At 44.0% G+C, this 22160-nt stretch carries 23 protein-coding genes and 1 other annotated feature; of the genes, 4 read left to right on the top strand and 19 right to left on the bottom strand.

The genetic code is table 11. The annotated features are described in order from the left end of the window. Positions 1 to 188: 188 nt before the first annotated feature. Both ABE613_RS03735 and ABE613_RS03730 read left to right on the top strand, forming a co-directional pair. Positions 189 to 983 carry an IclR family transcriptional regulator gene (locus ABE613_RS03735; protein WP_235232262.1) on the top strand — a complete coding sequence of 265 codons (795 nt, stop codon included), beginning with the start codon at positions 189 to 191 and terminating at the stop codon, positions 981 to 983. 94 nt (positions 984 to 1077) lie between these two features. Next, positions 1078 to 1374, top strand: a complete 297-nt coding sequence (locus ABE613_RS03730) for a GNAT family acetyltransferase (protein WP_347375729.1) — start codon at positions 1078 to 1080, stop codon at positions 1372 to 1374. Between the two features lie 73 nt (positions 1375 to 1447). Here the strand turns inward: ABE613_RS03730 and ABE613_RS03725 are convergent, their stop codons facing one another. The 19 genes from ABE613_RS03725 to ABE613_RS03635 form a co-directional block, all read right to left on the bottom strand. Then, positions 1448 to 3088 (bottom strand): Na/Pi cotransporter family protein, encoded by a 1641-nt coding sequence (locus ABE613_RS03725; RefSeq protein WP_347375728.1) that lies wholly within the window; start codon positions 3086 to 3088, stop codon positions 1448 to 1450. A 123-nt stretch (positions 3089 to 3211) separates the two neighbouring features. Beyond that, the gene (spoVAE, locus tag ABE613_RS03720) at positions 3212 to 3568 is read right to left on the bottom strand and encodes a stage V sporulation protein AE (RefSeq protein ID WP_235232265.1); all 357 of its coding nucleotides are present in this window, start codon (positions 3566 to 3568) and stop codon (positions 3212 to 3214) included. 93 nt (positions 3569 to 3661) lie between these two features. Continuing rightward, the gene (locus tag ABE613_RS03715; RefSeq protein WP_235232266.1) at positions 3662 to 4666 is read right to left on the bottom strand and encodes a stage V sporulation protein AD; all 1005 of its coding nucleotides are present in this window, start codon (positions 4664 to 4666) and stop codon (positions 3662 to 3664) included. Between the two features lie 50 nt (positions 4667 to 4716). Then, on the bottom strand, positions 4717 to 5175 hold the full coding sequence (locus ABE613_RS03710) for a SpoVA/SpoVAEb family sporulation membrane protein (RefSeq protein WP_235232267.1): 459 nt from the start codon (positions 5173 to 5175) through the stop codon (positions 4717 to 4719). 128 nt (positions 5176 to 5303) lie between these two features. Next, positions 5304 to 5720, bottom strand: a complete 417-nt coding sequence (locus tag ABE613_RS03705; RefSeq protein WP_235232268.1) for a stage V sporulation protein AB — start codon at positions 5718 to 5720, stop codon at positions 5304 to 5306. After that, a complete protein-coding gene (locus tag ABE613_RS03700) occupies positions 5680 to 6354 on the bottom strand; it encodes a stage V sporulation protein AA (RefSeq protein WP_235232269.1) in 675 nt (224 codons plus the stop codon). Before ABE613_RS03700 ends, ABE613_RS03705 begins: the two co-directional genes overlap by 41 nt. Before the next feature lie 2 nt (positions 6355 to 6356). Beyond that, the gene (locus tag ABE613_RS03695; RefSeq protein ID WP_235232270.1) at positions 6357 to 6521 is read right to left on the bottom strand and encodes a hypothetical protein; all 165 of its coding nucleotides are present in this window, start codon (positions 6519 to 6521) and stop codon (positions 6357 to 6359) included. A gap of 72 nt (positions 6522 to 6593) precedes the next feature. After that, on the bottom strand, positions 6594 to 7307 hold the full coding sequence (locus tag ABE613_RS03690; RefSeq protein ID WP_235232271.1) for a SigF/SigG family RNA polymerase sporulation sigma factor: 714 nt from the start codon (positions 7305 to 7307) through the stop codon (positions 6594 to 6596). Next, positions 7286 to 7741 (bottom strand): anti-sigma F factor, encoded by a 456-nt coding sequence (gene spoIIAB / locus ABE613_RS03685; RefSeq protein ID WP_347375727.1) that lies wholly within the window; start codon positions 7739 to 7741, stop codon positions 7286 to 7288. Before spoIIAB ends, ABE613_RS03690 begins: the two co-directional genes overlap by 22 nt. Further along, positions 7742 to 8053, bottom strand: a complete 312-nt coding sequence (locus ABE613_RS03680; protein WP_235232273.1) for an STAS domain-containing protein — start codon at positions 8051 to 8053, stop codon at positions 7742 to 7744. 103 nt (positions 8054 to 8156) lie between these two features. After that, positions 8157 to 9524, bottom strand: a complete 1368-nt coding sequence (locus ABE613_RS03675) for a tetratricopeptide repeat protein (protein ID WP_347375726.1) — start codon at positions 9522 to 9524, stop codon at positions 8157 to 8159. A 23-nt stretch (positions 9525 to 9547) separates the two neighbouring features. Further along, the gene (locus ABE613_RS03670) at positions 9548 to 9682 is read right to left on the bottom strand and encodes a hypothetical protein (protein WP_004607343.1); all 135 of its coding nucleotides are present in this window, start codon (positions 9680 to 9682) and stop codon (positions 9548 to 9550) included. Next, the gene (locus tag ABE613_RS03665; RefSeq protein WP_235232275.1) at positions 9669 to 11000 is read right to left on the bottom strand and encodes a bifunctional folylpolyglutamate synthase/dihydrofolate synthase; all 1332 of its coding nucleotides are present in this window, start codon (positions 10998 to 11000) and stop codon (positions 9669 to 9671) included. Before ABE613_RS03665 ends, ABE613_RS03670 begins: the two co-directional genes overlap by 14 nt. Before the next feature lies 1 nt (position 11001). Further along, a complete protein-coding gene (locus tag ABE613_RS03660; RefSeq protein ID WP_235232276.1) occupies positions 11002 to 13209 on the bottom strand; it encodes an LTA synthase family protein in 2208 nt (735 codons plus the stop codon). 9 nt (positions 13210 to 13218) lie between these two features. Then, complete coding sequence (locus ABE613_RS03655; RefSeq protein WP_347375725.1) at positions 13219 to 15876, bottom strand: valine--tRNA ligase; 2658 nt, start codon at positions 15874 to 15876, stop codon at positions 13219 to 13221. A 76-nt stretch (positions 15877 to 15952) separates the two neighbouring features. Further along, positions 15953 to 16244, bottom strand: a binding site (T-box leader). A gap of 104 nt (positions 16245 to 16348) precedes the next feature. After that, positions 16349 to 16909 (bottom strand): flavin reductase family protein, encoded by a 561-nt coding sequence (locus ABE613_RS03650; protein WP_347375724.1) that lies wholly within the window; start codon positions 16907 to 16909, stop codon positions 16349 to 16351. A 144-nt stretch (positions 16910 to 17053) separates the two neighbouring features. Beyond that, positions 17054 to 17998 carry an AEC family transporter gene (locus ABE613_RS03645; RefSeq protein WP_347375723.1) on the bottom strand — a complete coding sequence of 315 codons (945 nt, stop codon included), beginning with the start codon at positions 17996 to 17998 and terminating at the stop codon, positions 17054 to 17056. Between the two features lie 57 nt (positions 17999 to 18055). Next, positions 18056 to 18859, bottom strand: a complete 804-nt coding sequence (locus tag ABE613_RS03640) for a protein-ADP-ribose hydrolase (RefSeq protein ID WP_347375805.1) — start codon at positions 18857 to 18859, stop codon at positions 18056 to 18058. Between the two features lie 52 nt (positions 18860 to 18911). Further along, positions 18912 to 19409 (bottom strand): DNA-deoxyinosine glycosylase, encoded by a 498-nt coding sequence (locus ABE613_RS03635; protein ID WP_347375722.1) that lies wholly within the window; start codon positions 19407 to 19409, stop codon positions 18912 to 18914. 274 nt (positions 19410 to 19683) lie between these two features. Here ABE613_RS03635 and hydE point away from each other — a divergent pair, with 274 nt between their 5' ends. Both hydE and hydF read left to right on the top strand, forming a co-directional pair. Continuing rightward, entirely contained in the window at positions 19684 to 20742 is a 1059-nt protein-coding gene (gene hydE / locus ABE613_RS03630) for a [FeFe] hydrogenase H-cluster radical SAM maturase HydE (protein WP_347375721.1), read from the top strand. 92 nt (positions 20743 to 20834) lie between these two features. Continuing rightward, the gene (gene hydF / locus ABE613_RS03625) at positions 20835 to 22049 is read left to right on the top strand and encodes a [FeFe] hydrogenase H-cluster maturation GTPase HydF (protein ID WP_347375720.1); all 1215 of its coding nucleotides are present in this window, start codon (positions 20835 to 20837) and stop codon (positions 22047 to 22049) included. Positions 22050 to 22160: the final 111 nt, after the last annotated feature.

Genomic DNA, 22160 nt, shown 5'->3' with positions numbered 1-22160 from the left:
AAAAAACTGGTATTTTACACAATAAGTTTTTCTTATTTTTGTCGCTATTGCACATTAATAATTATTATATAGATAAATATTTGACATATTTGCACAACATGTATTATATTATATATACCGAAATATATATTCCATACTCTTTCATATTGACCTAAACAACACAATACAGTACAGAAGGGAGGTTCTTTATGAACATACAGACCCCTAAAAATAACGAAACAATAAAAATGGTAGAACGTGCATTACAAGTTTTGGATTTGTTAAGGGCCCCTAACAGTCGTTTTGGTGTAAATGAAATCGCCAAAAAGTGTGATTTGAACCCTTCAACAACCTTCCGCATTTTAAAAACCCTAGAAAAATCGGGATGGGTATTTCAGTTGAGTGATGACCGATATATCAGTGGTGAAAAACTTAGCTTTATTACAGAGAAGAACAATCTCTATCTTGCTCTTCAGGATGTTGCACTTTTTATCATGCAAGACTATACCGACCAATATGGACAGGCAATGAATCTGATGGTACGAAACGGCAAACATTGCGTAATCATCCAACAATCCCGTACAAATCGATTTGTAGACTATGTGCCGCCAATGCATACTGATCTCCCAATCCACGCCTGCGCAGGAGGAAAGATTCTTTTGTCCTCTCTTCCAATCAACTACGCAGAACGGATCATCAACGCCTGCGAACTGACAAAGCTTACCGAAGATACCATCACAGACACGGAACGATTCTGGCAAGAATTAAGGCAGACAGCCACGCAAGGTTATGCTTTTGATCACAAAGAATCAACAGAAAACGGAAGCTGCATTGCCGTTCCTGTCTATGACCGTGAGGGAACCGTGATTGCTGCAATCTCCTTCAGCGGGTTTATAGGAGTGGAGGACACAGACGATCTCCTCAAATACCTGCCCATCTTGCATGAAGTATCTAACAAAATCTCCCACAGCTTATTTCGCGTGGGTACCGAATATTCTGCCTAAAATCGCAAAAGGAGACTTTTCCATTGAAAAATCTATGTTTGCTGGTATACTAATGTTGTGATAACAGATCCATAATATGAAAAGAGGGACTTGTATGATTTCAACGATTGGATTAAATATAAAAGCATTAAAAAAAGAACCTTTTTCAGGTTCCTATCATGGAATGCGTTTTTATCTGTCAGCTTCTGAAGATACTTTGAACACCTGGGTCTACCCGGAGCCCTGGAGCTTTGAGGTTACACCCGATGAGCAGAAAGAACGGAAAGAATTTGCATTTACCCAGGAAGGATTAGACGAAGCAATTGTCTGGATCAATCAACGTTTTGATGAACAACGGACACATTGGGAACAGATTGACAAGGACAAAATGAAGATCGTCCTTGAAGCATAAAAGTGGCGCAGGAGCTCTGAAAATGTCTCAGATTATCCTGCGCCACTATATTTATTATAAATACTTTCCCTTACTATGCCTGCTGTTCCAGCACTTCTTCTGCGATATTTCGTGCATGGTCGGAAATACGTTCCAGACATACCAGAGCATCCAGGAACACAACACCTGCCTCTGTGTTGCACTGGTTATTCGCAAGACGCTTGATGTGCTTACTTCTAAGCGTAATCTCAAGATCATCTGCCTGCGTCTCTTTTTCAATAACTTTCAGAGCCTTCTCCCGGCTTCTTTCTGTAAATGCTTCATATGCATATTTATAACTATCCGCACATACATCCAGCATTTCTTTCAACTGTGCAGTCCCCACCTCAGAGAAGGACACTTTCTTCTCATACAAGGTCTCCGCAAATTCGGAAATATTTTCGCAGTAGTCACTGATACGCTCAATATCGGAAATCATCTGGAGCAGATGAGCGACATCCTGATGTTCCTTCTCGCTAATCTGCAAAGAACTCAGCTTGATTGCGTAATTTGTGATGCCTGCACTTAATTTATCTACGGTATCTTCTTCTTCCTTCAGAAATTGGATATCTTCTTCTTTTAGTGTAAAGAGTACCTCTTTTGCTACTTCTAAAGACTCTTCCACAATCTTGGCCATACGCGCAACTTCTTTTACCGTTGACTGCAAAGCGATTCCAGGAGTCTCTAAGATACGGTCATCCAGAAGAACAACACTCTGATCCTGTCCATCTTCATCCACACGGCCAATCTTCTTCGCCAGTGAAATGATCCAGCCAGATACTGGGAAGAGAAGCACTGTCGTTCCAATATTGAATGCCGTATGCACCATACTGATCTGTGTCTGACTGATCATTCCTGCTCCCATCGTCGGATTGATAATCTCGAAAAATACAATTGCAAAAACACTAAAAATAACAGATCCAATAATATTAAACAACAGATGCATCAAAGCAGCTGTCTTCGCATTTTTCTTAGCTCCAAGACTTGATAAGATTGCTGTCACACAAGTACCAATATTCTGACCCATGATGATGTAGACTGCTGCGCTGAACGGAACCAGTCCTGCCGCTGCAAGGCTCTGCAGGATACCGACCGAAGCTGAGGAGCTCTGAATCACCGCAGTTACCAACGCACCTGTCAGGATTCCCATAATCGGATTATTTCCTAATGTTACCAGTATTCCACAGAATGCTTCTGATTCCTGCAAAGGCTCTACCGCAGAAGACATGGTTGTAATTCCGATAAAGAGTAGACCAAATCCGATAATGATACTAGATATTTCCTTCGAGGAACGTCTCTTTCCTGTCAGCATGATAACAACACCAAGTATCACTGCGATTGGCGCCAGTTTTGCCGGACTTAAAAACTTTGCCCATTCTACTGCTGATACCAGCCATCCGGTTACCGTCGTACCGACATTGGCACCCATGATGACGCCCATTGCCTGTGTCAGGTTCATGATTCCGGCATTTACAAAACCGACAACCATGACGGTCGTTGCGGATGAGCTCTGAATCACAGCTGTAATTGCCGCTCCCAGAAGAACACCCATCAATTTATTCTTGGTCAGGACCTCCAGCAAAGTCTTCATCTTATTTCCTGCTGCATTTTCCAGGCCCTGAGCCATAATCTGCATACCATAGATGAACATTCCCAATCCACCGACAAATGGTATGATAATGTCTAAGTAATTCATTGGTTTCCTCCTACTAATATATGCACATGTGTTAAACCCACCTTTTTTACAATAACATCTATAAATAGAGAAAACAACAAATTTTTCGATTTTCTTAACAATTCTTTTACTTTTTTCGACCTTTTACTTCTTCATCTTCGGTTCGAAAATCAAGGATGCCAAATAGCCGAAAATCAATGCCGCCGATATTCCCACCGCACTGGCTTTGAAACCTCCCATAAAGATACCGATAAATCCCTCCTGATCCACTGCTTCCTTCACACCTTTCCATAACAGATTGCCAAATCCGGTAAGCGGTACGCTCGCTCCGGCTCCGGCAAACTCCTGAAAAGGCTGGTAGATCTGCAATGCTCCAAGTACCGCCCCGGTACAGACCAAAAGCACCATGACACGCCCCGGCATCAACTTCGTCCTGTCTAATAAAATCTGTACGACGGCACATATCAAGCCGCCGACCCAAAATGCATTTATATAATCCATGTTAACCTCCTAAAGTGGGGACGGGGGTTTTTTCATTTTCCTCCGTCCCAGATGAAAATCTCCGTGTCCCTTTTTCAATTTGCCGTGTCCCCATCAGCAATGTTCGAGTACAATCCCATGTGCAATCCCCGGGACGCTGGCTCCTTCGTTGTAGCTGACGGTGGACATTAGTGCCCCAGTCGGGACAAATAATACTCTTTTCCATTCTCCTTTTTCTATTTTTGGCAGAATATATGCGGACAATGTGGTCGCAGCGCATCCACATCCACTTCCTCCTGCATGAGTATCTTGTAACTGTTGATTGAAGATTGTCATGCCACAGTCCATATGATTGGCTTTAATATCATATCCTTTTCCCCGCATAAGATCGAACAGAATGCTCTGACCGACGTATCCGAGATCTCCAGTTATGATACGGCTATAATCTTCTGGTGTACGCTCAAAATCTTCAAGATTTCTTATAATAGTATCGCAGGCGGCCGGTGCCATACATGCTCCCATATTCTGGGAATCTTTCAACCCATAATCAATGATTTTTCCTATGGTGACTCCGGTAATCCTGACATGACTTCTTCTTTTTCCTACGATAAATGCACCGCTTCCCGTCACAGTCCATTGCGCGGACAGTGGTCTTTGGCTTGCATATCCTAATGGGAAACGGAACTCCTTTTCTGCACTGGCGAAGTGGCTGGATGTCACTGCCATCATATATTCTCCATATCCTGCTGCCACACTCATAGACGCCAACGCCAGTGCTTCTCCCGAAGTCGAACATGCTCCGAAAAGTCCGAACATTGGAATCTCCAATTCTTCCACACCCATCGAAGTCGCTACTCCCTGCCTCAAAAGATCTCCCCCGAAAAGATACCGGATGTCTTCCGGCAGCAAATGTGCTTTTTCAAGTGCCAAAAGACAAGCCTCCTTCTGCATAGCACTTTCTGCCGATTCCCAATTATCTTCTCCAAATAAATCCTCTGTCTCTATCAGATCAAACATATTTCCCAGAGGCCCTTCGCCTTCCTTCTTCCCTACCACAGATGCACTGGTAATAAGAAACGGCGACTGCTCAAATGCAATACTTTGTAATCCCTTTTCCATACATTATTCTCACTTTCTTATTGACAATCTATCCATTTTTCCAAGTCAGGCTATACAATACCACTGATTTTCAATATCCAATATCCCAGTCCCAAAAGCCAACTTGTAAAGATTCCATACAAGATAACTGGTCCTGCAATGGTAAATATTTTACAGCCGACTCCCATGACCTGTCCTTCTTTTTTATACTCAATAGCCGGAGCTGCCACTGAGTTGGCGAATCCAGTAATCGGAACCAAAGCACCGGCGCCACCCCATTTTGCGATACTTGGGTAAATATTAAATCCCGTCAAAACCACACTGAGCAGTACCAGAATCATAGAAGTCCAGCCACCGCTGATATCCTTGCCAAGTCCCATCTTCTCACAATAATTTAAGATCGCCTGTCCAATTACACAGATAACACCTCCTACCACAAATGCTTTTGCCATATTTGCAGGGAGATTGTGCACCGGCGTCTTTTGCTTTACATAATTTTCATATGCTTGTTGCTGCTTTTTCTTGTCCACAATTACTTACCTCCATATCATTTCACTATCATATTTTCATCTATTTAAATGGGGACAGGGCAAACCCAAAAAGGGACAGGGATATTTTCATCTGGGACGGGGGAAAATGAAAATACCCCCGTCCCCACCTACCATCTTTCTGCGAAGAATACGAACGCCCCGATTCCTTTGCCAATTGCCATCCCCAGTATAAGGTATTGTATTCCTCTGACCAGCCTGACTCGTCGGATAAAGATGGGGAATACGTTGAGGATTTCTGCCAATGCCATGGCCCAGCACCCCACGAAGATTCCGCCAAACAGACCGAAGACTGGCACCATCCATTCTCCATGTGGGATGGCGATATGGTATATGAAGAAGATATTCCCCAGGATTCCGCCAAGAGCTACGCTGGTCTCGTAGAGAAGAATGTGTTCTCCGGTGTGTGTCCGGTCGGCAAAGTCAGAGATGACGCCGAGACCACTGATAAATGAGAAGAGTCCTCCTGCCACCACTAACCCGGAGCTAAGACCGATGACGGCCAGTATGATCTGTGCTGCCCACATCCAGTTCTTTCTCCTTTCTGGAGTAATTCTCAATCAGGGTGGTCTGAATATCGTTTTCGTATAGTCGCATCTCTACTTCCATAGGTGTTGGATCAACGGTAAACTTTTTCTTCCCAAAATGATTGAAGAACGTCAATATTCCTATAATCAGTCCGATACAATAAGTAAGCTCGAGTATCGTAAATCCATCAGAAGTCTTACCCGTCAGTAATTGGTAGATCTGTGCGAACATCTTGGTGGTGTCTACATCATTGTTAAATGCCATAATAGAAAATGCCGCCCCAATAAAGCTAATGATCACCACTGCCGTAATCTTCGCATAATGCCAGATACCTCCAGAATCTTTTTGCACTTCATAGGTAACAATAAAATCAGTCTCTCCCATATTCTCCACATTGATATTGGGATATTCCTTGTGGATACACTCAATCACCTTTAAGACAGAGACTGCAACCCGATTCTGATTCTTGTTATCCGTGTGATGAAATTTTAGCAATTTTATAGTGTTTAGTTTGGGTACAATATGTGGATTCGAACATTCCATGGTCAGCACATCTCCCAACGTAACATCTGGGTTGCTCACCTCCACATCCCGGTCTGCCTTAATGTATACTGTCTCATTACTGCCCGCCATCTCTATCTTCCGTCCTCCACAATCTCTTCCTCCAGACGGACCAGCGTCCCTTCACTGACATTATTCTGTTCTCTTACACTTCCAAAATAATAGATGCACCCAACAATGACTGCCACTGCCACAACGCAGATCAGGCATACCCTGAGCTTTTTCCTTGCCTCATCCATACGATCCACCTCTTCATTCTTTTTGCAGATTAGTATGGATGATTTCAGAAAAAAATATACATGGTATGCCTGTTATATTCGTTCCCGCAGATTTTTCAATATTTTCTTTTCCATTCGCGACACCTGAACCTGCGAGATTCCCAATGTCTTTCCGACCTGGGATTGCGTCTGATTGGCAAAATAGCGCAGATAGATCAGTTGTCGTTCTTCTTTGTCCAGATAGGCCAGCAGCTGTTGTAACAGCATGTGATCCAGAATCCGGTCTTCGTTCCCTTCTTTTTCAGGCAGCTTGTCCATTAGACGGATCTCCTGCCCTTCTTTCTGGAAAATCGGTTTGTGCAGGGATTCAATATCGCTGTTGGCATCCAGCGCCATGGTAAGTTCTTCTCTCTCCACGCCAAGCTGCTCTGCAATCTCTGTGACCGTCGGATCCCTCCCCCATTGTTCCTGCAGTTTTTCCTGACAAATATATGCCTTGTACGCCAGTTCCTTCAGAGAGCGACTGACCTTGATCATACCGTCATCCCTTAAGAATCGTTTGATCTCCCCCGAGATCATTGGCACCGCATAGGTGGAGAACTTAACATCGTAAGTCAGATCAAACTTATCAATTGCTTTTAAAAGTCCGATATTCCCCACCTGGAAGAGATCCTCTGCCTCGACACCCCGATTATAGAACCGCTTCACAATACACCAGACAAGACCTGCATTTTCCTCCACTAATCGTGCTCTTGCTTCTTCATCCCCTTCGTGAGATCTCTGAATCAAAGCGATTGTGTGGTCCATAATCTCCGTCCTTTTCCAATTGTTTTTTCCATCTTGACCGTCGTCCCCTTCCCAGGAGCAGATACGACTTCCAGATGATCCATGAAGGCCTCCATAAAAGAGAACCCCATTCCAGAACGATCCAGCTCTGGTTTTGTTGTGAACATCGGCTCCATCGCCTGCTGCACATCCTCAATTCCTTTTCCTTCATCCGATATCTCCAGATAAAGCGTCTTATCCTCAGTACGGCAACGGATACAGATGTTATGTACCTCATTTTCATATCCATGAATGATTGCATTGGTCACTGCCTCAGAGACCGCCGTCTTCACATCGGATACTTCTTCCACCGTCGGATTCAACGCTGTCATAAATGCCGCCACCGTCACTCTGGCAAATGATTCGTTGGACGAGCGGCTGTCAAAGATTAACTGCATCTCATTGGTATGTTCCATCTACTTATCCTCCTCATATATCTGCATTATTTTGGTTACTCCTGACATCGTCAATATCTTCTTCATTCTTTCATTGGCATGCACTGCACACACCTCTCCTCCCAGCATATAGATTCGTTTATAACGCCCCATGATCACACCGATCCCGGAACTGTCCATAAAATTCGTCTCCGCAAAATCAAAGATGACATACCTGATATGATTGTGTTCAATTAAGTGATCGGATTCCTTCCTGATCTCTTCGGCATTGTGGTGATCCAATTCTCGGGGCAGGAACACCGTCAGACAATTCTCCTGTACCTGATACTTCATATTCGTCTCCTTCCTCAAAGCTGTTCTATACGTAAAAAAGAACAGAAAAAAGGACATGCACATATTTTTATGCATATCCTTTTCTTTTGTATATAAAAACTCCCTATTCTTCTGTACTTCCTGCATCACCGTCAGCATTATCGCCACCGGAATTCTGCGCATCCAGAGCTTCCTGAGCAGCATTTGCCGCATCTGTATCCGGATAATCTTCGATAATCTTCTGATACTTCATATTCGCCTGATCCTGGTCACCCTTCTTCTCATAGGACTGTGCCAACAAGAGCATTGCTGCCCCGTCATTATAACCTGCATCCATCTGCATGACCTGTTCCAGATTGGTAATTGCCGTATCATAATTGGCAACTTCATAATTCTGCTGGGATGTTGCAAATAGATTCGAACACATTCTTGGATATAACTCCGATGTAATCTCTTCAAACTTATCCCTTCCAACTGTCCCCAGCGAATCTGCATTCACCTTCAGAAGCTCCTCCAGCATAGCGGCATCACTCATATCCCCTGCCCGGTAATGGGCTGCAATCGACATCACAATCTCATAACTGCTCTGCGTGGATTCTGCCGTGGCCTGCGCGTTCTGCGTCTCTTCACTGGTAGAGCGGTATTCTTCCAGTTCTTTTTTCAGTGCGCTGATCTGCGCCTCCTGAGTGGCAATCTTATCACTGAATTCCACCGTCTGCTGATTCACCTTTTCCTGCCGGGAAGCGTTCATCGCCGGCATGATTAAAAACCACATCACAGCCACGCCTACCAATACACCCAGTGCAATATTCACAACACTGTGCAGCCCGGCATTATCCTTATAACTGGAAGATACCGGTTGAATAATAGTCTCATTACCAATATTGTAGGTAACAGTATGCTTTTCCTTCTTGTCTTTTTCCTTGATCTTCACCGTCCTTGCCTTACGGATCTGATTCAATTCATGCATGTATCGCAGGGTAATCTCATTCGTCGTATCCAGCTTATGAGCGGCACGGATGGATTGCCTTGCTTCTCCATATTGTTCCGTCTTGATATAGAGCAACGCCAGAAGCTGATGCGCTTTTACGAACGTCGGATGGGCAGCCACAGCCTTTTTCAGCTGAATGATCGCCAGGTCCTCACCATTCTGCTGACAGTAGAGCAAAGCCTGATTATATCTACGGATCGCCTGGTTGATCATCTCCAGTTCTTCCTGAGACTCCCGGACTTTCTGAATATAGTAATTAGCAATGTTCTCATGAGACTGAAAATTCTTACTCAAGACCCACTCTACCAACGCTTCTACAATATCTCCTCGCCCATAATACACAAGCCCCAGCAGATTCCTGGATGCAATATTCCCTCTATTATACTGTAAACTCTTCTTCAAAGATGCAATTGCACCGGACAAATCTCGAATCTTCGCTTTCTTCAATCCATCATTATACCAGTACATGGACTGGTAAGACAATTTTGTTGTATAATCCATATACTACCCTCGTACCCCTTCAACTACTTGGTTTGTTCAATCATCTCTCGTAAAATATCCGTCATGTCTGTCAGATCTTCCTGATAGACAGCGTCCTCTATATCCTCTACTTCCAGACTCGGCTGGAACTTCTTTAACTCTTCTTCAAAATTTAGCATGGTAACCGCCTCCTTCCAACAGCTTCTTTACCATTCCCGCAAGGTACAGGGAACCCAGGCAATAGACATCACCGTGTTCACCCCTCTGCTTCTCTGCCGCCTTAAGTGCATCCACTATATCCACTTCACAGATAACCGGCTTCGTCGTATATCTCCTAAACACCTGTCCCAGTTCTTCTGCTGGGACCTTTCTCGCGTCTTCAATCTCCGTAATCACATAGGCTTTCGCATTGAGATTCTCACACAGATAAGCAATCATCTGCTCATACTTCTTGTCACTCACTGCAGAGAACAGAATCACCGGACCTTCTCCTTCATCCGCGCCAAGTGCTTTCATACTCTCTACAAATGCCTCGATTGCTCCGGGATTGTGGGCACCATCAATCACAAGATGCGGTGCCGCCTGCTCCATTCTGCCTTCCCAGTGAATCGAAGCAAGTGCCTTCTGCCACCGGTCTTCATGGATAACTTCTCCTTGCAACAGATATTCCGCTGCTTCCAGTGCAATCTCTGCATTCATTGCCTGATAGCATCCACAGATCGGCACCTGATAGATAACATCTTTATCATACGCATTCGCCCGTGAAAATGCAATATGTTTCCGAGTAACTTCTTGGATTTCGAACGCATTTTTCGATATTTCTCTACAAGGAGCCCCCTGCTTACGGGCTGTCTGACGGATGACCTCAGCAGCTTTTGGATTGCTCCCGTCATAGAAGATCGGGACTCCACGCTTGATAATTCCAGCCTTTTCAGCTGCAATTTCTTCAATCGTATCTCCCAGAATTGCCGTGTGATCAAGACTGATCGACGTAATAATAGAAAGTGCAGGCTGTGGGATGGAATTCGTCGCATCCAGCCTGCCACCCAGACCAGTCTCCAAAATAATGTATTCCACATCCGTACCGGCAAATGCTTTCATACCCATCCCCAGTAAAAATTCAAAATAAGAGGGATGTGCAATTCCCTCTTCTTCCATCTGTCTTACGACTTCCAGCACCTGCAGAAATACCCGAAGAAACGTCTCATTATCTATCTGTGTATGGTCTACTTGTATCCGCTCGTTGACAGATACAAGATGAGGGGAAGTAAAGAATCCTGTTCTTTTCCCCTCTGCCATTAAGATTGCCTGCAAATACGCACACACAGAACCTTTCCCGTTGGTCCCTGCCACATGAATAATCTTCCGGTCCATACCCGGATCACCAAGTCTTCGCAAGAATTCTCTGGTATGTTCCTGCGTGTGCTTTTGCGTAAATTTTGGTATTTCTTCGATATAAGCAGTCGCTTCCTCATATGTGAATGACTCTTTTATCATCTTACTCTTCTTCCTCTTCTGCCTGCTCAACCCAGGATCTTGTCTTATCGGTCGCAGTTCCTTCCTGAACCTTTAATTCACCATCTTGATAAATATATTCATCCGACTTGCGGAACAATGTATTGCTTGATCCCATCTGCTGAACTACGATCACATCGCCGTCTTGCAATTCAATATCTGAGATATCAATTCGCGTATTGTTCAAGAATGAACTCTTCTGCTTTTCTCCATTGACATATACCTTACTTGACTTTGTAAAGTTCTCGCCGTACAGGCTGTAACCGCTCTTTAGATGTGGCACAATATTCGTCAGCGTCACATCCCGGACACCCATGACCATATGTCCTTTTGTAATCGGTTCTTCTCCGTCATACACGTACTGATTGCCATATAAGATATCATATTGCAGAAGTTCCAGATCTGCCAGATAATTCTTGGTCTGTCTTCTTTCCTGATGATAATTGAACACGGTACCGGAATGAATATCCAGACGCTCAAATACATCCGCCATAATCTGGTAAGACGCAATGTTACGATCCACTTTCTCCAGACCAATATTATCCCAGATCACATAATTCGTGTTATACAGGTAACGTCCTTTTAGATCTTCAGCTTTTAATCCCATCGTCGGAAGATGATCTCCATAGAATACAATAACCGTCGGTTCTCCACGCTCTTCGATTGCTTTGACCAGATTGCCTGCAAACTGATCCATCTCATAGACCTGATTTACATAGTATTCCCATTTATTTTTCAGGCCTTCATCTTCAATTCCTTCTATGGTAATCGTCGGATTCTCCAGTACCTTCTCTTCTGGATAATCCCCATGTCCCTGTACACTGACACCAAACACAAAATCCTGCTGCTCAGTGGTATCCATCGCTTCCAGAATATGTTGAATCAGAATATCATCCTTAGCCCATCCATTTTCCGTAGTCTGTAAGATATTCATAAATTCCTTACTGGTAAATGTATCAAACCCGATATTATTATACACCTTCGCACGGCTATAGAAGTTTCCTCCATTATTATGAAGTCCGTGAGTTCCATAGCCTAATGCCGCCAATGCTGTCGCGGCACTCTCACATGTCTGATTCTTTAATACCGTCTTATATGGGTATTCACCTGGTCCAAAATATCTCATATTCATACCCGTCAGCACTTCAAACTCCGTATTCGCCGTACCGGCACCTACAGAAGGTACTTTGAAATAACCAGATGAATAATTATTATACATCTCATGCAGATTCGGGCATGGATCCTGAGATGTTGTAAAGAATTCTGCCTCATCCACATCAAAATACGACTCTAACTGAATAAAGATAATATTCGGCTTTTCTTCATCCGACAATCCTGTCTCACTCTTTGTAATCTCGCCGTTATTGCTGATCTCTGCAATGGTCTCTTCGTTATAATCATTTGGCTCATTAATTCCTGTATTGAACAGACTGGCCATAAAGCAGTATGGAAGACCGTAATCTTCATACGCAAAGGCGATGTTTCCAAAATAAGTTGATACTACCCTCTTTTCCACAGCCAGATCTGAGATGACTCCATAAGATACTGCGCAGATAATGATCCCAATCAGCGCCCATACACGGTGAAGCTTGCCTTCATACTGTCCGCCGCGTTTCCACATGGATATGATCCAGATAATGACTGCCACAATTCCGACAGCCAGAATAATCAATTCAAACCCATTGAAATAATTATTGATCAGCGCAGTCGCATCCTTTGCCATTTTAAGATCCTGTGCATTAAAAGGCGTAACTCGCTTCATAAGCATATATCCGTTGGCAATTCCCAGCACCATCCACAGGACACTGATGATAATACGTACAAACACCCGGCGTTTGAACAGATATACCACAGAAAATGTTATAAATATCATAAATGCATTGTACAGGAACACCACCGGTGTCCCTGTCATATATCCCCACGCTTCCGCGGCAGAATGTCTGGAAATCGCTTCGATCGCGAAATTAATGATGCACGCAAGTAATGCGTGAAATACCAGTGAAAATCGATTCATAAAACGATAGACTGGCTTCATTTTTTTAGCAAAAGCACTGTTGCGCCGCTCCTCTATAATACGTGCACGCCGCTCCTTTTTTGCTTTCCAATATTCCCTCACATCTTCCTTTTTCAGATTCTTCAGTTTATGAATTGCCCCTTTCACATCAGGCTTCTTAAAATGAATTTTCTTCATAATATCCCCTTATGACTGTTTTGCTTTTAATCCTTCCAGCCGTTCTTTTACTTGTTCCATCATCTGTTTGTATGTCTCAAGTTTGTCTCTTTCTTCCTGCACCTTTGCCGCTGGTGCTTTGCTTACGAATTTTTCATTATTCAACATTCCAGACGCACGAGCGATTTCTTTCGTCAGACGTGCCTCTTCCTTCGTCAGACGCTCGATTTCCTGTTCGAAATCAATCAACTCTTCTAACGGTACATATGCGGTTGCATCTGGTACTACGATGGATACTGCATCCTCTGCAATTCCAGTCTTATCGTGCTGAATAACAAAATCATTTGCTGCTGCCATCATAACCGCAGACTGTTTCAGGGACTCAAGTCCCTTACAGAGCATCTCGTCCTCACATACAATATATACTTTTGTTTTTCTGGAATTCGGTACATTCATCTCTGCACGAACATTACGGACACCTTTGACGATTGCTTTGAGATGTTCCGCAATATTCTCTGCATCTGCAAAATTAAGCTTTTCATCATATACCGGCCAGTCGGATAACATCAGTGACTCTTCTTCCGGACAAACATTTCCATATATTTCCTCTGTCACGAAAGGCATGAACGGATGCAGCAGTTTCAATGACTTCTTCAGTACTTCCCGTAATGTCCACATTGCATCATTTGCACTCTGTGCATCTTCATCCGCATGATAAATACGGTATTTTGCCAGCTCAATGTACCAGTCACAGAACTCATCCCAGATGAAATCATATACTTTCTGAAGTGCGATTCCAAGCTCGAACTTATCCATATTCTCCGTTACATCTTTTACCAGATTATTACATCTGGACAGAATCCAGCAGTCAGCTGGACGAAGTGTGATATCTACCGGCTCAGTGATCTCTTTGCCTTCAATATTCATCAGGATAAAACGAGACGCATTCCATACCTTATTCGCAAAATTACGGCTGGCTTCCACCCTTTCATTATAAAAACGCATATCATTACCAGGTGCATTTCCCGTGATCAATGTCATACGCAATGCATCAGCACCGTACTGATCAATAATCTCCAGTGGGTCAATACCATTTCCAAGAGATTTACTCATCTTACGTCCCTGAGAGTCTCTTACCAGACCGTGGATGAATACGGTATGGAATGGTGATTTTCCAGTGTGTGCATATCCAGAGAACACCATACGGATTACCCAGAAGAAGATAATATCGTATCCAGTTACCAGAACATCTGTCGGATAGAAATAATCCAGGTCTTCCGTCTGATCCGGCCATCCCAGAGTAGAGAACGGCCATAATGCAGAACTGAACCAGGTATCCAGTGTATCTTCATCCTGTGTGAAATGTGTACATCCGCACTTCGGACATTTTTCCGGCATGCCCCTGGAAACTACGATCTCACCACACTCGTCACAGTAATATGCAGGAATTCTGTGTCCCCACCAGATCTGTCTGGATATACACCAATCGCGGATATTCTCCAGCCAGTGCAGATATATTTTATCAAAACGCTCTGGTACAAACTTCAGGTCACCGTTCTTTACAGCTTCGATAGCTGGTTTTGCCAACTCTTCCATTCTTACGAACCACTGCTGTTTTACCATTGGCTCAACGGTTGTGTGACATCTGTCGTGAGTTCCTACATTATGAGAATGTGGAACAACCTTTACCAGATATCCCTGCTCTTCCAGATCTTTTACCATAGCTTTTCTTGCCTCATAACGATCCATTCCGGCATACTTGCCGCCTTTTTCGTTAATTGTAGCATCATCATTCAGAACATTGATCTCTTCCAGATTGTGGCGTTTTCCAACTTCAAAGTCGTTCGGGTCGTGTGCCGGTGTAATCTTAACTGCACCTGTTCCGAATTCTTTATCAACATAATAATCCGCAACGATTGGAATCTCACGATTCACCAGCGGAAGTATGGCTTTCTTGCCAACGATATCTTTATATCTCTCATCATCCGGATGTACTGCGATCGCAGTATCACCAAGCATGGTCTCAGGACGTGTAGTAGCAATCTCCAGGAAATCATCGGTACCAACGATTGGGTACTTAATATGCCAGAAGAATCCATCCTGTTCTTCATGTTCCACTTCCGCATCAGAAAGGGAGGTCTTACATACTGGACACCAGTTGATGATTCTGGATCCTCTGTAGATATATCCTTCTTCATATAACTTAATAAATACTTCTTCTACCGCCTTGGAACATCCTTCGTCCATCGTGAAACGCTCTCTGTCCCAATCACAGGAGACACCCAGCTTCTTCAGCTGTCCTTCGATGGTTCCTGCGTATTCTTCCTTCCACTGCCAGGTTCTCTCCAAGAACTTCTCACGTCCCAGTTCTTTCTTATCAATACCTTCTTCTTTCAACTGGTTCGTTACCTTAACCTCTGTAGAGATTGCGGCATGGTCAGTTCCCGGCACCCACAATGTGTTGTAGCCCTGCATTCTCTTATAACGAATCAGGATATCCTGTAAAGTATTGTCGAGCGCATGGCCCATGTGCAGCTTACCGGTGATATTCGGCGGCGGCATAACAGTTGTAAATGGTTTACGGCTTCTGTCTACTTCAGCGTGAAAATACTTGTTCTCACACCATTTTTCATACAATTTTGGCTCAATCTCTTTCGGATTGTAAGTCGTCTCAAGCTTCTGGCTCATAATTTCCTCCTCACCTCATAAATAAGTTCACATTATTTTCACATTTAAGGGCGAAAAAAAACGCCCTCTACAAAACGTAAAGGGCGACTGTCATCGCGGTACCACCTTTATTTATATAGTAGAAATACCTTCTATATATCTCATCATATTCTATAACGGGAACGACTCCGGGATGGCCTAATATTCTACCTGATCCTCACTTGATCCTGTGATCACTCTCACGAATATCCGCGGTCATTGTCGCAATAGTTCAGCCATCCGGCTCCAAAGCTACCTTCTGCATCCTACTTCCTTAAGCGCCTCTCAACCAGTGGGCTGCTCTCTCTGTCAGGGCAATCATGCATACTCCTCTTTTTCAATGCCTTTATATCTTAAATTGAACTAATGACTATCATAGCCATCAAAGTAACGTTTGTCAAGAAGTTTAAAAAATTTTCAGAAATCCTTAAGAGTGTCGGAACCCTCTTAATTGTTACTTAAGCTTCGCTCCATCCGCAAAAGCATTGCCAACTTTTACTCCCAGAACATGGTACGCATTATTAAATGGGTCAAAGGTAATCGGTGCAACTTTGTCTACATCTACTTTCCCGTCTGTCATCACAGATTCATCCACACTCACATTGATGATTTCCCCAACCATACGGCAAGTTTCCGGATCATAGCTTTTAAGCTTACACTCCAGGCAAACAGCCAGTTCATTAATAATCGGCGCATCCACTCGTTCACTTTTTTCAACGGTAAACCCTGCTTTTTCCATCTTATTTGCCACTTGATTGCCAGATTCAATTCCAACATAATCACATTCCACAACATGGGCAGCATCTGCCATACTTACGGTAAATGCCTGTCGAGACAAGATATTCTTAACCGTTTTATGTCCCACTGATAAACACATCGATATCTCATTCGATTCACTGATACCTCCCCACGCCGCATTCATCGCATCCGGAACACCATTTTCATCGTAACTTGCGATAATCAGCACCGGCTGCGGATAAGTTAAAGGTTTCGCTCCAAAATCTTTTCTTGCCATTTGATTTCAACTCCTCTTCATAATACTTATATTTCATTATATTTCTTATTGAATTTTTGTCAAATAGGGACGTAGTAAAGTGAAAGAATACCCCGGGGTAAAGTTGCACTTTACCCCGGGGTATTCTTTCACTTTACTACGTCCCTAAATTAACGACATGCTCCTCAATACGTACAGCCATCCTGTCAATGTAAATGCGCTGAATAATGTAGTCAGCATTACTACACTGGAGGACAGTACCCCTTCGTGCCCCATATTCTTGGCCATAACAAAGCTGCTTACCGTTGTTGCGGATCCCAGCATCACGAGAATCGCCACCAGTTCTTCCTGCCGGAAACCGAATTGTACTGCAAGCGGCAGGAAGATTGCACAAAATCCTGCCAATTTAATCAATGTGGCTATGACCGTAGGTTTTACCTTTGCAAAGGCTTTTTTAATATCGAAAGTCGCACCCATTGCCATCAGCCCCATCGGCGTTGCTACTCCGGCAATACTGGTCACCGTCTTTTCCATAATATGCGGCATTGGTATCTGAAGAGCAGACCACAAAAAGCCTGCCACAATTCCAATAATAATCGGGTTGGTTACGATACCTTTCAGCGTCTTTTTTATCACTCTTCTGTCCATACCATTCTGTCCTGGGCGGAATACAGACAACACTACCACTGCCATGATATTATACAGCGGCACACTGCCAATGATCATCAGCGGTGCCATCCCAGATGTTCCATAGATATTTTGAATAAAAGCAATTCCAAGAAGCGCTGCACTGCTGCGATAGGATGCCTGGATGAACTCACCCTGGATGGAACGATCCTTCCACAGGAATGAAATCAGCGCCGAAATTGCAATACTAAGAAGCGTCACAACAAAGCAGAACAGCACAAACTTCACATCCCACACCTGACTAAAATCCACCGTTGCCAGATCACTGAACACCAGCACCGGCAATGGCACAGTAAAGACAAACTTATTCATCTTCGCAGCAAACACATCATCAATCCAACCAATTTTCTTAAAAATCAATCCCAGTACCATCATCAAGAATACCGGAACCGTTGCATTTAAACTAAAGATCAAATTCTCCATCTTGAGTCCTTTCTGAACAGGTTGGGACGGGGTAAATTGAAAAAACCCCCGTCCCCCTTAACGAAATAGTTTCTTATATATATTAAAATCTTCCTCTTTAAATACGTTGAATATTACGCGTTCTATCCTGGACTTGGTAAGGTATCTGTCTACGGTCTCGACGGCAATCTGGGCCGCAAGTTTGTTGGGGAAATGGAATTCTCCTGTCGAGATGCAGCAGAATGCAATGGATGTTAGTCCTTCCTTTTCTGCCAGTTTCAGGCAGCTTAAGTAGCAGGATTTTAATTCTTCTTTTTGCTTTTCCGTCACTTCCATACCTACGATTGGTCCGACAGTATGAATGACGTATCTGGCGGGCAGATTGTATCCGCCTGTAATCTTGGCTTTGCCGGTCGCTTCTTCGTGCCCTTGTGCTTCCATAAGTTCTGCGCATTCGTTACGAAGTTGAATTCCTGCTGCTGAGTGTATCGCATTATCGATGCACCCGTGGCATGGCACGAAGCAGCCAAGCATCTGGCTGTTGGCTGCATTTACAACGGCATCTGCGGCAAGTCTTGTGATATCGCCCTTCCAGAGTGAGATCTTCTCTGCATTTTTCATGTCAGTACAAGGATAAACACTTTGAATTGCAGGGATCTCTTCTATTGTTACAATCCCTTTTTCCTGATTCTCTTCTTGCAGCAATTCGTCCTGCAGCACAAGGAAATCGTCACCGGCTTCTCCTGGAAAACGCACATTCATAAGGCTTCTCAACAGCCGCCTCTTTCCTTCATAATTAACAGGCTCCTGCAAAGATGCATATCCTTGATTTTCACCTTTCAAATATTCAATCAGATGGCTGACTCTTTCTTCCCTTGTCATCATAGCCTGCATTACCTCCCATTCATCTGCATGATCTTTAATCATACATCTTTTACAAAATATATTTTCGGATCACCGCATATGCTTCGTATAGTTCTTCGTAAGACATCCGGCAATTTGCCGGGCTTGTAGACGGAAGTGCGATTGCCTCCATTTTGGTTCTCGGATAGCAATACCGCCGATACAACTGCGCTGCCTTTGTTCCGGTCGTGAAGATGGCATGGATCTTTGCCTGTTTTATTACTTTATTCATATCATTCGGGACCGGATTGCGGATACTACTGTCTTCCGCGCCACGGATCTCACATCCCGCCAGCACGTCCCACACTGCAATCTTATTTCTCAGTGCAAATGCAATCTTTTCTTCTTTCGTCTCCGGCAGCGGTTCTTCGCACACATCAGATACAACCTTCCAGAAACGATTCCTGGGATGTCCATAGTAGAAGCCTACCTCCCGGGATTTGGGAGACGGCATGGTTCCCAGCATGAGAATTCTGGAATGCTCATCAAAAACCGGAGCAAAATCATGCGTCACCTGTTCTATTTCCATTTCAATATCATTCTCCTCAATACATCGATTTATTTTCGCATAGTTTCAGTATAACACACTTTCCGTTCGTGAAAACATTATCTTTTATTGTCTGACATCTGCCAGTGTGTTATAATTTCTTTAGCACGTACTAATCACAAAGAATTACTCTGCGTGAGAAGGCGCACAGATTCAAAAAAACATATGGACAGTACACTATGCTGTCCTTTAGAACCTGACGCCTGAGGTGTCAGGTTTTTTCTTTGAAAATAAAGAGGTTAAGAGTGAAAAATTTATGAAAGAAGACAAAGAATTGCAACAATTGATTGACAAATTACATCGCGAACGCAACCTGTCCCATGCAGAATGGACTACTCTGATTGCCGGACGAACACCAGAACTTGCGGAATACTTATTTTCACTTGCCCGCGAAGAACGGCATCAATACTATGGGCATGATGTCTATGTCCGCGGGCTGATTGAATTTACCAACTATTGCCGCAATGACTGCCTGTACTGCGGCATCCGTAAGAGCAATCTCAACGCGAACCGTTATCGTCTGACAGAAGAAGAGATTCTATCCTGTTGTCAGTCTGGATATTCTCTGGGATTTCGAACATTTGTCCTGCAGGGTGGTGAAGATGGATTTTATACCGATGATAAGATGGTTCATCTCATTCGCAAGATAAAGACCCTTTATCCAGATTGCGCGATTACACTCTCGATTGGTGAAAAATCTCGCGAAAGCTATCAGCGTTTCTTCGATGCGGGCGCAGACCGATATCTCCTAAGACATGAAACCTATAACGAAGAGCACTATTCCCGGCTTCATCCCGCATGTTTAAACGCTAAGGCAAGGCAACAATGCCTGTGGGATCTGAAGGAAATCGGCTACCAGGTAGGAACCGGCTTCATGGTGGGGTCACCATATCAGACCCCCGAACACCTTGCAGAAGATATGCTGTTTATCCATGATCTGAACCCACATATGGTCGGAATCGGGCCATTTATTCCACACCATGACACAACATTTGCCAATGAACCAGCCGGCACACTGGAACTTACCTTATTCATGCTGGGCCTGATCCGGCTGATGATTCCCAAAGTACTGCTGCCAGCTACCACCGCATTGGGAACTATCCATCCTAGAGGCCGCGAGATGGGAATCCAGGCAGGTGCAAATGTCGTCATGCCTAATCTCTCACCAACCAGCGTCCGCAAAGATTATCTACTGTACGACAACAAAATCTGTACCGGAGACGAAGCCGCCGAATGCCGCCACTGCATGGAACGACGCATGGAATCCATCGGATACCACGTCGTCACCTCCAGAGGCGACTCGTTGAACAATTAGGGACACGGTAAAATGAATTTGGGACAGGGATATTTTAATCTGGGACGGAGGAAATTGAAAAAACCCCCGTCCCCACCTAAGGAGGTTTATATATGAGTTTGAATAATACACCATCTGCGGAGCGTGTTCATATCGGTATTTTTGGCCGAAGGAATGCGGGTAAATCTAGTGTGATCAATGCACTGACGGGGCAAAGTCTTGCGATTGTATCGGATGTGAAGGGTACTACTACGGACCCTGTATTAAAGGCGATGGAGCTTCTTCCTCTGGGTCCGGTGGTTATGATTGATACACCGGGGCTTGATGATGAGGGTGAGCTTGGTGCACTTCGTATTCAGAAGGCTTATCAGGTATTGAATAAGACGGATATTGCTGTATTGGTCGTGGATGGTACGATTGGTATGACCGGTGAGGATTGTGCTATTCTTGATCGAATCAAGGGCAAGCAGATTCCTTATGTAGTGGTTATGAATAAGGCGGATCTTATAGAGGACAGAACTTTCTCTGCTCAAAATATTCCTGCTTCGTTATCGTCAGATCATGTAATCTGGGTGAGTGCAGCTGATAAAACGAATATCCATGAATTAAAAGAACTGATTGCTGCTCTTGCACCGACAGAAGACAATAAGTTACGGATTGTGGGAGACTTGATTCATCCTTCAGACTTTGTTGTCCTGGTGGTTCCGATTGATAAAGCGGCTCCAAAGGGTCGTCTTATCCTGCCTCAGCAGCAAACAATCCGTGATATTCTGGAAGCTGACGCTACCGCTATTGTAGTAAAAGAACATGAATTGCGGGAAACTCTTGACTCTCTGGGCAAAAAGCCCTCACTTGTCATTACGGACAGCCAGGTGTTCGCCAAGGTATCCGCCGATACTCCCCGCGATATTCCGTTAACTTCCTTTTCCATCTTATTTGCCAGATACAAGGGCAATCTGAAGACTGTCGTAAATGGAGCCAGAACTTTGGATACCCTGGAAGATGGCGACACGATTCTGATATCTGAGGGATGCACCCATCATCGCCAGTGCGACGACATCGGCACCGTCAAATTACCGCGGTGGATTCAGAATCACACAGGGAAGCATCTGAACTTTGAATTTACCAGCGGTACCGAATTTCCATTGGAACTTGGCAAATATAAACTCATCGTGCATTGCGGCGGCTGTACACTGAATGAGCGAGAGATGAAATATCGTATCAAATGTGCGGAAGATGCCGGAATTCCTATGACCAACTATGGAACCGCCATCGCATACATGCAAGGCATCCTGGAACGAAGCATCGAGATTTTTCCCTTTTTATAGATCTCATAACATCTGAATCCTTTCTATAAAATAAAAACAGACAGCGGATACATCTTTTTTCATATATCCCTGTCTGTTTTTATTTTACTGCTTATTCTATGGAACCTTTTC

Source organism: Dorea chungnamensis (assembly GCF_039832125.1).
Classification (GTDB): domain Bacteria; phylum Bacillota; class Clostridia; order Lachnospirales; family Lachnospiraceae; genus JAFBIX01.
The sequence above is the reverse complement of the archived record's forward strand: the minus strand, read 5'-3'. Positions and strand labels throughout refer to the sequence as shown.